Consider the following 13,555-nt stretch of genomic DNA (forward strand, 5'->3'; position numbering starts at 1 on the left):
GATGGCCCTACGAGACGTATACGCCAAGCCGCTCGCCTCCCTCGACGACCTGGGAGGCCAGCTGGCCTTCCACATCGCGGTGCTCAAGGCCGTGCCGCGCTCGGTCACCCGCTACCCGCGCGAGATCATGCGGATCCTCGCCGAGGTCACCCTCGGCTCGGGTGCTCTCGCCGTCATCGGCGGCACCGTCGGCGTCATCATCGGCATGACCTTCTTCACCGGTGCGCAGGTGGGGTTGTCGGGATACGCGGCGCTCAACCAGCTCGGCACCGCTGCCTTCTCCGGCTTCGTCTCCGCCTACTTCAACACCCGCGAGATCGCGCCGCTCGTCGCGGGCATCGCGCTCGCCGCGACCGTCGGCTGCGGCTTCACCGCCCAGCTGGGCGCCATGCGGATCTCGGAGGAGGTCGACGCCCTCGAGGTGATGGCGATCCCGTCGATGCCGTTCCTCGTCGCCACCCGCGTCGTGGGCGGTCTGATCGCGATCATCCCGCTGTACGTCGTCGGCCTGCTGTCGTCGTACTTCGCGAGCCGGCTGGTGGTGACCCAGTTCTACGGCCAGTCCGCGGGCACGTACGACCACTACTTCAACGCGTTCCTGCCGCCCGGCGACGTGCTGTGGTCCTTCGGCAAGGTGCTGGTCTTCGCGGTCACCGTCATCCTCATCCACTGCTACCACGGCTACAACGCCTCCGGCGGTCCCGCCGGCGTGGGCGTCGCGGTGGGGCGCGCCGTCCGGACCAGCATCGTCGCGATCAACGTGCTCGACCTGCTGATGTCCATGGCGATCTGGGGCGCGTCGACCACCGTGCGGCTGGCGGGGTGACGGGGCGATGAAGACGAAGTCCCTGGGAGTCGTGTTCCTGGTCCTCATGCTCGGCGCGGTGTGGGCGACGTACGGCGTGTTCACCAAGAAGTTCACCGACTACGACGAGGTCACGGTCAAGGCGTCCAGGATCGGGCTCCAGCTGCCGCAGCGCGCCGACGTCAAGATCAAGGGAGTGATCGTGGGCGAGGTGCTCGACTACGAGCCCACCGCGGAGGGCGCGGACATCACGCTCGGCCTCTACCAGGACCGCACCACCGACGTCCCTCGCGACGTCACCGCCTCGATCCTGCCCAAGACGCTCTTCGGCGAGAAGTTCGTCTCCCTGGTGGTCCCCGACGGCGGGTCGTCCGCCCAGCCGATCGCGGACGGTGACGTCATCCAGCGCACCGACCTCTCCATCGAGGTCGAGCAGGTGCTCAGCGACCTCTACCCCCTGCTGCGCGCGGTGCAGCCGGCCGACCTCAACACCACCCTCAACGCGGTCGCGACCGCCCTCGAGGGGAGGGGCGAGCAGCTGGGCGAGACGCTCGAGACGCTCGACGACTACCTGACCCGCTTCAACCCCGAGCTCCCCGCCCTCATCGAGGACCTGCGGCTCACGGCACGGGTCTCCGACACGTACGCCGACGTGCTGCCGGAGGTCGCCACGATCCTCCGCAACACCATCACCACCACGTCGACGCTCGAGGACCGCGAGGACCGGCTCAAGGCGCTGTTCAACGACGTGTCGAAGCTGGCCACCGTCGCCGATCGCTTCACCCGCGCCAACGGTGACAACCTGGTCCGGCTCGCGGACCTCGGTGCGGCACAGCTCGAGGTGTTCGCCCGCTACGCACCCGGGTACCCCTGCCTGCTCGGCGGCATCGTCGGGGCGGGCAAGCTCCAGGCCGAGGCGTTCCGCGGCTTCACCCTGCACATCGTGCTCGAGACGCTGCCCAACCAGCCGCGCGGCTACGGCCCGCAGGACGTCCCGGTCTACGGCGACAAGCGCGGCTACCACTGCGGCACGCTCCCGTCGCCGCCGTGGTCCCAGAGCAACCCGCTGACCTCCCAGCCCGACTTCGTCGACGGTGTCGACGAGCCCACCGGCAAGGGCACCAGCCGCGTGGGTCCGGGCTGGTCCGGCACCGCCGCCGGCTTCGCAGGCGGGCGCGACGAGTCGGCGCTGCTCAAGTCGCTGCTCGCCCCGGGCCTGGGCGTCAGCACCGACGACGTACCCGACCTCGGTGTGCTCCTGGTCGGGCCGATGGCACGCGGGGCGGAGGTGTCGCTGCGATGAGCCGGATCCTCGACCTCAGGACCTCGATCGACCTCGTCAAGCTGCTCGTCTTCGTCGTCGTCACCTCGCTCGCGACCGCGGTGCTGGTGGTGACCATCGGCAACCTCGACTTCGGGTCGTCGCGGGAGTACAAGGCGGAGTTCACCGACGCCACGGGCGTCAACAAGGGCGACGACATCCGCGTCGCCGGCGTCCGGGTCGGCACGGTCAGCGAGGTGGAGATCGTCGACCGGACCCGTGCGCTGATCACCTTCTCGGTCGACCGCGACACCTCGGTCAACGGTGGCACCAACGCCGCCATCCGCTACCGCAACCTCGTCGGGCAGCGCTACCTCTCGCTCACCCAGGAGGTGGGCGACACCCGGCGGTTGCCGGCCGGCTCGACGATCCCGGTGTCGCGGACCACGCCCGCGCTCGACCTCACGGTGCTCTTCAACGGCTTCAAGCCGCTGTTCGAGGCGCTCTCTCCCGACGACGTCAACCAGCTGTCGTACGAGCTGGTCCAGGTGTTCCAGGGCGAGGGCGGGACGTTGGAGGGGCTGCTCGCGCACACGGCGTCGGTCACGTCGACGCTCGCCGACCGCGACGAGGTGATCGGCGACCTCATCGACAACCTGTCGCTGGTGCTCGACCACGTCGCCGACCGCGACAAGCAGCTCACCCGGCTGATCCAGTCGTTCCGCACGCTCGTCGGTGGGCTGAAGAAGGACCGCAACGCGATCCTCGGCTCGCTGGAGGAGGTCTCCACGCTGTCGGTCGAGACCGCGTCCCTCATCGACGGCATCCGCGAGCCCTTCGTGAAGGACATCAAGGAGCTGCGCGCGGTGGCCGGCAACATCGACAAGAACAAGGCCGAGCTCGACCGCGCCATCCAGGTGCTGCCGATCAAGCTGAACAAGATCGGACGCACCGCGATCTACGGCTCGTTCTTCAACTTCTACCTCTGCGAGTTCCAGGGGCGCGTGAACCTGCCCCGCGACGTCTCGATCCCGGTGAAGTACAACACCGGCTCCGACAGGTGTGATCTGGGATGAAGTCACCCCACGCCGTTCTTCTCCCCCGCTTCGCTCCTCCGAACAACGCCGTGGGGACCCCGACATGAAGCCATTTCGCGAGCGCAACCCCGTCGTCGTCGGGGCCATCAGCCTCGTCGTCCTCGCCGTGACGCTGGTCGCCGCGCTGCGCGCCGACGACCTGCCGATCATCGGCGGCGGCGACACCTACCACGCGATGTTCACCGAGGCCGGCGGGCTCAAGGTCAACGACGAGGTCCGCATCGCCGGCGTGCGCGTGGGCAAGGTCGACGAGGTCGAGCTCGCGGGCGACGAGGTGCGGGTGAGCTTCAAGGTCGACGACGCCGCCGCCTTCGGTGGCGAGACCCGCGCCGCGATCAAGGTCAAGACGATCCTCGGGTCGATGTTCCTGGCGCTCGAGCCCGCCGGCAGCGGCCGGCTCGACGAAGGGGCCACCATCCCGGCGGCGCGCACCTCCTCGCCGTTCGACGTGGTCGAGGCCTTCGAGGGCCTCGCCTCGACCTCCGCGCAGATCGACACCGACCAGCTCGCGGAGTCGCTCACCACGCTGGCCGACCTCACCCGCAACACCCCCGAGGAGTTCCGGGGCGCGCTCGACGGCCTGAGCCGGCTGTCGTCCAACGTCGCAGCGAAGGACGAGCAGCTCAACACCCTGCTGGTCAACCTCGAGCGCGTCTCGACCGTCCTCGACGAGCGCGACCAGGACATCGTCAAGCTGATGGAGGACAGCGACGTGCTGTTCCGGGCCCTGGTCGCTCGCCGCGAGGCCGTGCACGACCTGCTGGTGTCCAGCACGACGCTCTCCCAGGAGCTCACCCGGCTCATCGACCAGTCGCGCGAGGACCTCAAGCCGGCGCTCGCCCACCTCGAGAACGTCGTCGCGGTCCTCAACAAGAACGAGGACAACCTCGACAGCAGCCTGCGGCTGATGGCGCCGTTCTACCGCGTCTTCGCCAACACGCTCGGTACCGGTCCGTGGTTCGACACGTGGATCTCCAACTTCCCGCCCGTCCCGCAGGTGGGCTGACCCATGGACCTCGTGAAGCGCCTCCTCGTCCCGCTCGTCGTGCTGGGCTTCGTCGTCGCGGCGGCCGTCAGCTTCCTCGGCGGCGACACGTCCAAGACCCTCGTCGCCCACTTCCCGCGCGCCATCTCCGTCTACGAGGGCAGCGACGTGCGGGTGCTCGGCGTCGCCGTCGGGACGGTGGTGCGCGTCGAGCCGACCGGCACCGACGTGACCGTGACGATGACGTACGACGACGAGGTGAAGCTGCCGGCCGACGCCCGGGCGGTGATCATCGCGCCGTCGGTGGTGGGCGACCGCTACGTCCAGCTCACACCCGCCTACCCCGGCACCGGCAAGGTCCTCTCCGACGGCGCCGAGCTGACCGTCGAGGAGACGGCGCAGCCGCTCGAGCTCGACCAGATCTACGACAGCCTCGACCGCCTCAACGTCGCCCTCGGGCCCCGCGGCGCCAACAAGTCCGGCGCCCTCTCCGACCTGCTGTCCGTCACCGCCGACAACTTCGGCGGCCAGGGCACGACCTTCCGGCAGACGGTCAAGGACTACTCCCGGCTCAGCTCCACGCTCGCCGACAACAAGGAGGAGCTGTTCGGCTCGGTCGAGGCCCTCGGTGGCTTCATGGAGACCCTCGCCGACAACGACCAGACGGTCCGCCAGTTCAACCAGTCCCTCGCCGACGTCTCCACGATGCTGGCGGGGGAGCGCGAGGAGCTGGTCGCGGCGACGCAGAACCTCTCGGTGGCGCTCACCTCGGTCAAGGAGTTCGTCCAGGAGAACAAGGGCTCGCTGAGCCGCAACATCACCGGGATCAACCGGGTCGCCAAGGTGCTGGTGCGCCAGCGTGCGGCCCTCGACGAGATCCTCCACGTGGCACCCGGTGCGCTCAACAACCTCGCGCTGACCTACAACCCCCAGGCCGGCACGCTCGACACGCGCGCCAACTTCGGCGAGTCCATCAACCAGCTCGAGATCGACCCGGCCGCGTTCCTGTGCGGCTTCGTCGGCCAGGTCGAGCGCTCGGGGCAGGTCTGTGACCGGATCACCGAGCTGCTCGCCCGGCCCCGCGCCGGTGCGCTCGACCGAAAAGCGGCGCGGCTGCCCGCGCAGGACGTCTTCGACCCGACCCTCGGCGGCCTGGTCGCGCCGGACACGGAGGTGGAGCGATGACCCGGCTCAAGGTGCTCGTCCTCGGCGTGCTCGTCACGCTGTTCCTGTCAGCGTGCGAGGCCAGCGTCTACTCGCTGCCGCTCCCGGGCGGACCCGACGTGGGCGAGGACCCGATGACGGTCAAGGTGGAGTTCGCCGACGTCCTCGACCTGGTGCCGCAGTCGACAGTGAAGGTCAACGACGTGAGCGTCGGCAAGGTGTCCGCCATCGACCTCGAGGGCTACCAGGCCCTCGTCACGCTCGAGATCCAGCGCGACGTGGACCTGCCCGGCAACGCGGTCGCCGAGCTGCGCCAGACCAGCCTGCTCGGCGAGAAGTTCGTCGAGCTGAGCGCCCCCGACAAGGGCGCGATCGAGTCCCGGCTCCGGGACGGAGCGGTCATCCCCATCGAGCGGGCCGGTCGCAACCCCGAGGTCGAGGAGGTGCTGGGCGCCCTGAGCCTGCTGCTCAACGGCGGCGGCGTCGCGCAGCTCAAGACCATCACCCAGGAGCTCAACCGGGCACTCGAGGGCCGGGAGGACTCCGCGCGCTCCGTGCTGCGCAACCTGCGCACCTTCACCGGCCAGCTCGACGAGAACAAGACCGACATCGTCGACGCCATCGAGTCCCTCAACCGGCTCGCGCTGGCGGCGGAGAAGCAGCTGCCGACGATCGACAAGGCGCTGGACGAGCTGCCCAGCGCGCTCGACTCCATCGACCGCCAGCGCGACGACCTCGTCGAGATGCTCGCCGCCCTCGACCGGCTGTCGTCGGTCGCGGTCGACGTGATCACCCGCTCCAAGGGCGCCACCATCACCTCGCTGCAGCGCCTCGATCCGGTGCTGACCCAGCTCGCCGCGTCCGGTGACGACTTCACCAACGCGTTCCACGTCTTCCTCACCTACCCGTTCGTCGACGAGGTCGTCGGCCGGGACCCCCAGGTGGCACGCAACCTGCACATGGGCGACTACACCAACCTGTCGATCACCCTCGACGTCGACCTGACCGGGATCCCGACGACGATCCCGACCACGCTGCCGACCGAGGCGTGCATCCCGCTGAGCGCCCTGCCGCAGGACGGCCCGCTGCCCGACACCAGCAAGCTGTGCCAGGACGCGATCGACGCGATCAACGACTGCCTCGAGGGACTGCGTCGCGGCGACGCGGCGGCGTGCGTCGGCCTGCCGGGCTCGGTCATCAGCGTGGTGTGCAAGCAGTACCCCGTGCCCGGCCTCTGCGGGGGCTCGGGCGACCCGACCGTGCCGCTGCCGACGCCCACGCTGCCGACCGTCCCGGTCCCGACGCTGCCGACGATCACCGTTCCCGGCCTGCCCCTTCCCGGCCTGCCCCGGCCCGGGGCGTACCCCGCCGACGCCCCACCCGACAGGGGACGCGGACCGACGATCGGCGAGCTCGCCGAGGTGTACGACCCCGCGCTCGTGAGCCTCCTCGTCCCGGCGATGGTGACGCGATGATCACCCGCCGGACCAAGCTGCAGCTGCTCGTCTTCGCGATCATCACGCTGGTGGGCGTCAGCTTCGTGGGCGCCCGCTACGCGCGGCTCGACCGCCTCGTCATGGACCAGAGCTATGCCGTGGTGGCGCACTTCGCCGACTCGGGCGGCGCCTTCGCGGGGGCGGAGGTGTCCTACCGCGGGGTGCGCGTGGGCGAGGTGAAGGAGCTGGTCCTCACCGACGACGGCGTCGACCTCGTGCTCGACATCGAGGACGAGCACGACGACATCCCGGCCGACGCGCACGCGCTGGTCGGCAACCGGTCGGCCGTGGGCGAGCAGTACGTCGAGCTGCAGCCGCAGAGCGACGACGGGCCGTACCTGAAGGACGGCTCGGAGATCGCGCGGGACGTGACGACGACGCCGATCCAGACCGACACCCTGCTGACCCACCTCGACGAGACGGTCCGCAGCGTCGGCCAGGACGACCTGCGCACCGTGACCTCGGAGCTCGGTCTCGCGTTCAACGGAGCCGGCGACGACCTGCAGACCATCCTCGACAGCAGCAGCGAGTTCATCACGGCGGCGGAGCAGAACTTCGACGTCACCGTCGACCTGATCCGCGACAGCAACACCGTCCTCAACGGTCAGATCGACTCCGAGCGCGCGTTCCGCCGGTTCGCGCGGGACCTCTCGGTGTTCTCCACCACGGTGGCGAACCACGACCGCGACCTGCGCCGGCTGATCGAGGACGGCTCGCTCGGCGCCAACGAGCTGCGCGTCTTCCTCGAGGACAACGAGGTGGAGCTCGGCGACCTCATCAACAACCTGGTGACCACCGGCGAGATCGTGGTCAAGCACCTCGACGGCATCGAGCAGCTGCTGGTGATCTACCCCTACGTCGTCGAGGGCGGCTACACCGTCGTGTCGAGGTCACCCGGCACCGGCCTGTACGACGCCCACTTCGGCATGGTGCTCACCCAGGACCCGCACGTGTGCCTGGGCGGCTACGAGGGGACCGACCGCCGCTCTCCTCTCGACGGCAGCGACGCCGCGATGGACGAGGGCGCCGGCTGCACCGAGCCCGCCTCGAAGTCCAACGCCCGCGGCGCGCAGAACATCCAGGCGCCCCGCGCGGCCACCGGATGGGGTGCCGCGGACTTCGCGTACGACCCGGAGACGGGCGCCGTGACGTCCGACCCCGCAGAGATCGAGCGGCTCACCGGGTCGCGTGCGGCGGCGCCGCGCACGCTGGGCGAGGACAGTTGGAAGTGGCTCTACCTCGAGCCGTTGCTGGGCGAGGGCGTGACGTCCGGGGCAGCGGGTCGTTGACCCTCCAGACCCCTTGGAGGAGGGGTCGCAGCTCCAGACGCAGGTACAGGGAGGGAACATGTCCGTGCTGACCGACCTCGCCCGACCGGGCGAGTCCGTCGAGACCGGGTCCGTCGGGACCGGGTCCGCCACCGGCGACCCCGAGCGGCCGTCGCGGTGGCGGACCGTCCTCGCCGTCGCGCTCACGCTCGTCGTCGTGGCCTGCGTCGCCCTGCTCGTCTGGCTGACGGCCGGCGGGCGCGCGAGTGCCGACGGCGGCCTCGACCACTCCGAGGAGCGCGAGCAGGTGATGAGCCTGACCGACCAGTTCGTGAAGCGGCTCGGCACCTACAGCCCCGACATGCTCGACGACTCCGGGCAGATGCCCGACTACCGCGACCAGGTCCGGGAGGTGATCACGCCCAAGTTCGCCGCCGACTTCGACAAGGAGGTGGCCACGGCCGAGCAGCTCGTCGCCCAGGGGGGCATCACCCGCACCGCTGACGTCTTCGCCACCGCCGTCTCCTCCGTCGACGACGACTCCGCCCGGGTGCTGGTCGCCGGGGCGTTCACCGACAGCTACTCGCAGGGCGCGGGCAAGCAGGGTTCGGGGAAGGCGCGGACCGTCGACCAGGAGCCGCTGCCGTTCCGCTTCACCGTCGACCTCGTGATGATCGAGGGGGAGTGGCTCGTCGACGACTTCACCCCCGTGAGCGCGCCCGCCGAGCCCGGGGCCGGCGACGGCACCACCGAGGGGAGCGCACCGTGAACGACGCACCCACCTGGTACGACGTCCTCGATGTGCCGCGCGACGCCTCGAACGAGGATGTCCGCGCCGCCTGGAAGGACCGGATCGCCGACCTCGAGCCGGGCGACCGCCGCTTCGACACCCTCAACCGGGCCGCGAAGGTGCTCCTCGACCCGCCCGCACGGGAGGCGTACGACGAGACCCTCCCGGAGGCCACAGCTGAGCCCGAGGTGGCCGACGAGCCCCCGCTGGCCGAGGCCGGCGCCCCGGCGCCCGTCACGAGGCCGGCCCGGACACAACCCGGACTCGTGACACGACTTCGTCGTTCCTCGACCAGCGGATCGAGCGGGGTGCCGACCTGGCTCCTGGCTGGCCTGGGCGTCCTGGCGGCCGGTCTGGTGGTCGCGACCGCCTGGACGTGGACGCAGGGCGCCGCCGCCGGGGACGACTCGGCTGCCCGGGCCGCCCAGGTCGCCGCCGAGCGCGCCGTCGTACCCGTGCTGTCCTACGACTACGAGTCGCTCGAGGCCGACCAGCGGGAGGCCCAGGCGCTGATGACCGGGGGCTACCGCGAGGAGTACGACAAGCTCTTCACGGTCCTGGAGGACAACGCGCCGCAGACGCAGACGAAGGTCAGCGCCTCGGTCGTCGCCTCCGGGGTCGTGCGGGCGAGCGACGACCGGGTGCAGGTGCTGGTCTTCGTGGACCGCCCCACGACCAACAAGCTCAACGCCGAACCGGTGGTCTACAAGGACCAGGTGACCGTGTCGATGCAGCGCGTGGACGGCGACTGGCTGGTCGACGACCTGATCACGTCTCCCACCCCGGGGTAGGTGCGGCGCAGGCGACGGTCGGCAGAACGGGTGCCAATCGGCGCGTTCTGCTTGACCCGGGGCGGTGTGGCGTTCATAGTCATGGCCAACGCGTGGAGCTGACCCTCTGGGAAATCGACCCCGCGTTTGTGGCGTGTCCTGAGTTGCGCTATCGTGTCTCCTTGCGCCTGCCCTCAGATGCCCGACGCCTTCCGGACGGCTGTTGCGGTGGTCGGCGGCGCCGATCACTCGCTCATCTGTGAGGACACCTCTTGGCCGTGCGCAGCTCTGCTGGTAACCACCGTCGCACCTCTTTCGCAAAGATCACCGAACCTCTCGAGGTTCCCCCCCTCATCTCGCTCCAGACGAGCAGCTTCGACTGGCTGGTCGGCGGCGAGCGCTGGGAGGCGGAGGTGGCTGCCCGTCGGGCTGCCGGTGAGGACGTCTCCGAGAAGACCGGTCTGCAGGAGATCTTCGAGGAGATCTCCCCGATCGAGGACTTCTCCGAGACCATGATGCTCTCCTTCGACAACCCGGTCTTCCTCGACGAGAAGTACACCGAGGAGGAGTGCAAGGAGAAGGACTTCACCTACTCCCGCCCGCTCTACGTCTCGGCCGAGTTCATGAACCACGAGACCGGTGAGATCAAGGGCCAGACGGTCTTCATGGGCGACTTCCCCATGATGACCCGCAAGGGCACCTTCATCATCAACGGCACCGAGCGCGTCGTCGTCTCGCAGCTCGTGCGCTCGCCCGGCGTCTACTTCGAGTCGAGCCCCGACAAGACGTCCGACAAGGACATCTTCACCGCCAAGCTCATCCCGAGCCGCGGCGCCTGGCTCGAGTTCGAGATCGACAAGCGCGACCTGGTGGGCGTGCGTCTGGACCGCAAGCGCAAGCAGAACGTCACCGTCCTGCTCAAGGCGCTCGGCTGGACCACCGACCAGATCCGCGAGGAGTTCGGTCAGTACGAGTCGATGATGCTGACCCTCGAGAAGGACAGCGTCCGCTACGAGGTCGTCTACGAGGAGCTGCAGAAGAAGGCGCGGGGCGAGGCCCCGACCGCCGAGCAGGTCAACGACGAGGTCACCCGCCTCGCGCTGCTCGACATCTACCGCAAGCTCCGTCCGGGCGAGCCGCCGACGGCCGAGGCCGCGCAGACGCTCCTCAACAACTACTACTTCAACCCGAAGCGCTACGACCTGGCGAAGGTCGGCCGCTACAAGATCAACAAGAAGCTCGGTCTCCACGAGGCGTTCGACCAGCAGACGCTGACCATCGACGACGTCGTGGCCGCCATCCGCTACGTCGTGCAGCTGCACGCCGCGGGTGTCCAGGCCGACTCGCCCGACCTGGTCGACGCCGAGGGCAACGTCGTCGAGGGTCCTGACGGTGCTCCCGTCAAGGTCCAGCCCGACGACATCGACCACTTCGGCAACCGCCGCATGCGCACCGTGGGCGAGCTCATCCAGAACCAGCTCCGCACGGGCCTGGCCCGCATGGAGCGCGTGGTGCGTGAGCGGATGACGACCCAGGACGTCGAGGCCATCACGCCGCAGTCCCTGATCAACATCCGTCCCGTGGTCGCGGCGCTGAAGGAGTTCTTCGGCACCTCGCAGCTCTCGCAGTTCATGGACCAGACCAACCCGATCGCCGGCCTGACGCACAAGCGTCGCCTGTCGGCCCTCGGTCCCGGTGGTCTGTCCCGCGACCGCGCCGGCATGGAGGTCCGTGACGTCCACCCGTCGCACTACGGCCGCATGTGCCCCATCGAGACTCCTGAAGGCCCCAACATCGGCCTGATCGGCTCGCTGGCCTCCTACGGTCGGATCAACCCGTTCGGCTTCGTCGAGACCCCCTACCGCCGCGTGGTCAAGGGTGTCGTCACCGACGAGATCGACTACCTGACCGCCGACGACGAGGACCGCTACGTCATCGCCCAGGCCAACGCGCCGCTCGACTCGAAGATGAAATTCGTCGAGGACCGCGTCCTGGTGCGTCAGCAGAAGGGTGAGGTCGACGCGATCCTGGCCGAGGAGGTCGACTACATGGACGTCTCGCCGCGCCAGATGGTGTCGGTCGCGACGGCCCTGATCCCCTTCCTCGAGCACGACGACGCCAACCGCGCGCTCATGGGCGCCAACATGCAGCGTCAGGCCGTCCCGCTGGTCGTCAGCGACAGCCCGCTCGTCGGCACCGGCATGGAGTACCGCGCCGCCGTCGACGCCGGTGACGTGGTCGTGGCCGACAACGCCGGAGTGGTGAAGGAGGTGTCCGCCGACGCCATCGAGACGATGAACGACGACGGCACCTACCAGACCTACAAGCTGGCCAAGTTCAAGCGCTCCAACCAGGGCACCTGCATCAACCAGCGCCCGCTGGTGAAGGCCGGCGACCGTCTCGAGGTCGGCACGCCGATCGCCGACGGTCCCTGCACCGACGACGCCGAGATGGCGCTGGGCACCAACCTGCTCGTCGCCTTCATGCCCTGGCAGGGTCACAACTACGAGGACGCGATCATCCTCAGCCAGCGCCTGGTGCAGGAGGACGTCCTCACCTCGATCCACATCGAGGAGCACGAGGTCGACGCCCGCGACACCAAGCTCGGCCCCGAGGAGATCACGCGGGACATCCCGAACATCTCCGAGGAGGGCCTGGCCGACCTCGACGAGCGCGGCATCATCCGCATCGGCGCCGAGGTCACCACCGGTGACATCCTGGTCGGCAAGGTCACGCCCAAGGGCGAGACCGAGCTCACCCCCGAGGAGCGCCTGCTCCGCGCGATCTTCGGCGAGAAGGCGCGCGAGGTGCGCGACACCTCGATGAAGGTGCCCCACGGTGAGTCCGGCACGGTCATCGGCGTGCGGGTCTTCGACCGCGAGGAGGGCGACGACCTTCCCCCCGGCGTCAACCAGCTGGTCCGCGTCTACGTCGCCCAGAAGCGCAAGATCTCGGTCGGCGACAAGCTCGCCGGACGCCACGGCAACAAGGGCGTCATCGCCAAGATCCTGCCCGTCGAGGACATGCCGTTCATGGAGGACGGCACCCCGGTCGACGTCGTGCTCAACCCGCTGGGTGTGCCGCGACGGATGAACATCGGCCAGATCCTCGAGCTCCACCTCGGCTGGCTCGCCAAGCAGGGTTGGGACCTCGACCTGTCCGGTGAGAAGGGCAACGCCGACTGGAAGCAGCGCCTGATCGACATCGGCGCCGACAAGGCCACGCCCAACACGAAGGTCGCCACCCCGGTGTTCGACGGTGCGCGCGAGGACGAGATCACCGGCCTGCTCGGTGCGACGCTCCCCAACCGCGACGGTGAGCGGATGGTCAAGGAGGACGGCAAGGCCGCCCTCTTCGACGGTCGCTCGGGAGAGCCGTTCCCGGAGCCGGTGGCTGTCGGCTACATGTACATCCTCAAGCTGCACCACCTCGTCGACGACAAGATCCACGCTCGCTCGACCGGCCCCTACTCGATGATCACGCAGCAGCCCCTGGGTGGTAAGGCCCAGTTCGGTGGCCAGCGGTTCGGTGAGATGGAGGTCTGGGCGATGGAGGCCTACGGCGCCGCCTACGCCCTGCAGGAGCTGCTGACGATCAAGTCGGACGACGTGCCGGGCCGCGTGAAGGTCTACGAGGCCATCGTCAAGGGCGAGAACATCCCCGACTCCGGCATCCCCGAGTCGTTCAAGGTGCTCGTCAAGGAGATGCAGTCGCTCTGCCTCAACGTCGAGGTGCTGTCGCAGGACGGCAGCGCGATCTCGCTCAAGGACGCCGAGGAAGACGTCTTCCGGGCGGCCGAGGAGCTTGGCATCGACCTGTCCCGTCGCGAGCCCAGCTCCGTCGAAGAAGTCTGAGGTGACGTCCGGGCGGCGCTCGCGCCGCCCGGACTCCCCAGTCCCACAGCTACCTGACTCAAACA

General features: G+C 69.2%; 10 protein-coding genes. All 10 read left to right on the forward strand.

Going from position 1 to position 13,555, the window contains the following annotated elements; all coding sequences use genetic code 11:
- Position 1 precedes the first annotated feature (1 nt).
- The 10 genes from AC1DP1_RS12270 to rpoB all read left to right on the forward strand — a co-directional run bounded on the left by AC1DP1_RS12270 (position 2) and on the right by rpoB (position 13,490).
- Positions 2-826, forward strand: coding sequence for an MlaE family ABC transporter permease (locus tag AC1DP1_RS12270; protein WP_457185803.1), 825 nt, complete (start codon positions 2-4; stop codon positions 824-826).
- A 7-nt stretch (positions 827-833) separates the two neighbouring features.
- Positions 834-2,108, forward strand: coding sequence for an MCE family protein (locus AC1DP1_RS12275; protein WP_300049558.1), 1,275 nt, complete (start codon positions 834-836; stop codon positions 2,106-2,108).
- The gene (locus AC1DP1_RS12280) at positions 2,105-3,142 is read left to right on the forward strand and encodes an MCE family protein (RefSeq protein ID WP_477507086.1); all 1,038 of its coding nucleotides are present in this window, start codon (positions 2,105-2,107) and stop codon (positions 3,140-3,142) included. The genes AC1DP1_RS12275 and AC1DP1_RS12280 overlap by 4 nt, the downstream gene beginning before the upstream one ends.
- 64 nt (positions 3,143-3,206) lie before the next feature.
- Positions 3,207-4,169, forward strand: a complete 963-nt coding sequence (locus tag AC1DP1_RS12285; RefSeq protein ID WP_477507087.1) for an MCE family protein — start codon at positions 3,207-3,209, stop codon at positions 4,167-4,169.
- Between the two features lie 3 nt (positions 4,170-4,172).
- The gene (locus AC1DP1_RS12290; protein WP_477507088.1) at positions 4,173-5,333 is read left to right on the forward strand and encodes an MCE family protein; all 1,161 of its coding nucleotides are present in this window, start codon (positions 4,173-4,175) and stop codon (positions 5,331-5,333) included.
- Entirely contained in the window at positions 5,330-6,787 is a 1,458-nt protein-coding gene (locus AC1DP1_RS12295; protein WP_457185811.1) for an MCE family protein, read from the forward strand. Before AC1DP1_RS12290 ends, AC1DP1_RS12295 begins: the two co-directional genes overlap by 4 nt.
- The gene (locus AC1DP1_RS12300) at positions 6,784-8,097 is read left to right on the forward strand and encodes an MCE family protein (protein WP_477507089.1); all 1,314 of its coding nucleotides are present in this window, start codon (positions 6,784-6,786) and stop codon (positions 8,095-8,097) included. Before AC1DP1_RS12295 ends, AC1DP1_RS12300 begins: the two co-directional genes overlap by 4 nt.
- A gap of 58 nt (positions 8,098-8,155) precedes the next feature.
- Positions 8,156-8,845, forward strand: a complete 690-nt coding sequence (locus tag AC1DP1_RS12305) for a hypothetical protein (protein WP_477507090.1) — start codon at positions 8,156-8,158, stop codon at positions 8,843-8,845.
- Positions 8,842-9,657: a J domain-containing protein gene (locus AC1DP1_RS12310; protein ID WP_477507091.1), complete on the forward strand. Its 816-nt coding sequence runs from the start codon at positions 8,842-8,844 to the stop codon at positions 9,655-9,657. The genes AC1DP1_RS12305 and AC1DP1_RS12310 overlap by 4 nt, the downstream gene beginning before the upstream one ends.
- Positions 9,658-9,914: 257 nt before the next feature.
- Positions 9,915-13,490 (forward strand): DNA-directed RNA polymerase subunit beta, encoded by a 3,576-nt coding sequence (gene rpoB / locus AC1DP1_RS12315; RefSeq protein ID WP_457185819.1) that lies wholly within the window; start codon positions 9,915-9,917, stop codon positions 13,488-13,490.
- Positions 13,491-13,555 lie beyond the last annotated feature (65 nt).

It is taken from the genome of Nocardioides sp. P4_G10 (assembly GCF_056401175.1).

Bases quoted from the DNA above. Each gene is read 5' to 3' on its own strand.
- AC1DP1_RS12270 (WP_457185803.1), top strand. From the start codon at position 2: ATGGCCCTACGAGACGTATACGCCAAGCCGCTCGCCTCCCTCGACGAC.
- AC1DP1_RS12275 (WP_300049558.1), top strand. From the start codon at position 834: ATGAAGACGAAGTCCCTGGGAGTCGTGTTCCTGGTCCTCATGCTCGGC.
- AC1DP1_RS12280 (WP_477507086.1), top strand. From the start codon at position 2,105: ATGAGCCGGATCCTCGACCTCAGGACCTCGATCGACCTCGTCAAGCTG.
- AC1DP1_RS12285 (WP_477507087.1), top strand. From the start codon at position 3,207: ATGAAGCCATTTCGCGAGCGCAACCCCGTCGTCGTCGGGGCCATCAGC.
- AC1DP1_RS12290 (WP_477507088.1), top strand. From the start codon at position 4,173: ATGGACCTCGTGAAGCGCCTCCTCGTCCCGCTCGTCGTGCTGGGCTTC.
- AC1DP1_RS12295 (WP_457185811.1), top strand. From the start codon at position 5,330: ATGACCCGGCTCAAGGTGCTCGTCCTCGGCGTGCTCGTCACGCTGTTC.
- AC1DP1_RS12300 (WP_477507089.1), top strand. From the start codon at position 6,784: ATGATCACCCGCCGGACCAAGCTGCAGCTGCTCGTCTTCGCGATCATC.
- AC1DP1_RS12305 (WP_477507090.1), top strand. From the start codon at position 8,156: ATGTCCGTGCTGACCGACCTCGCCCGACCGGGCGAGTCCGTCGAGACC.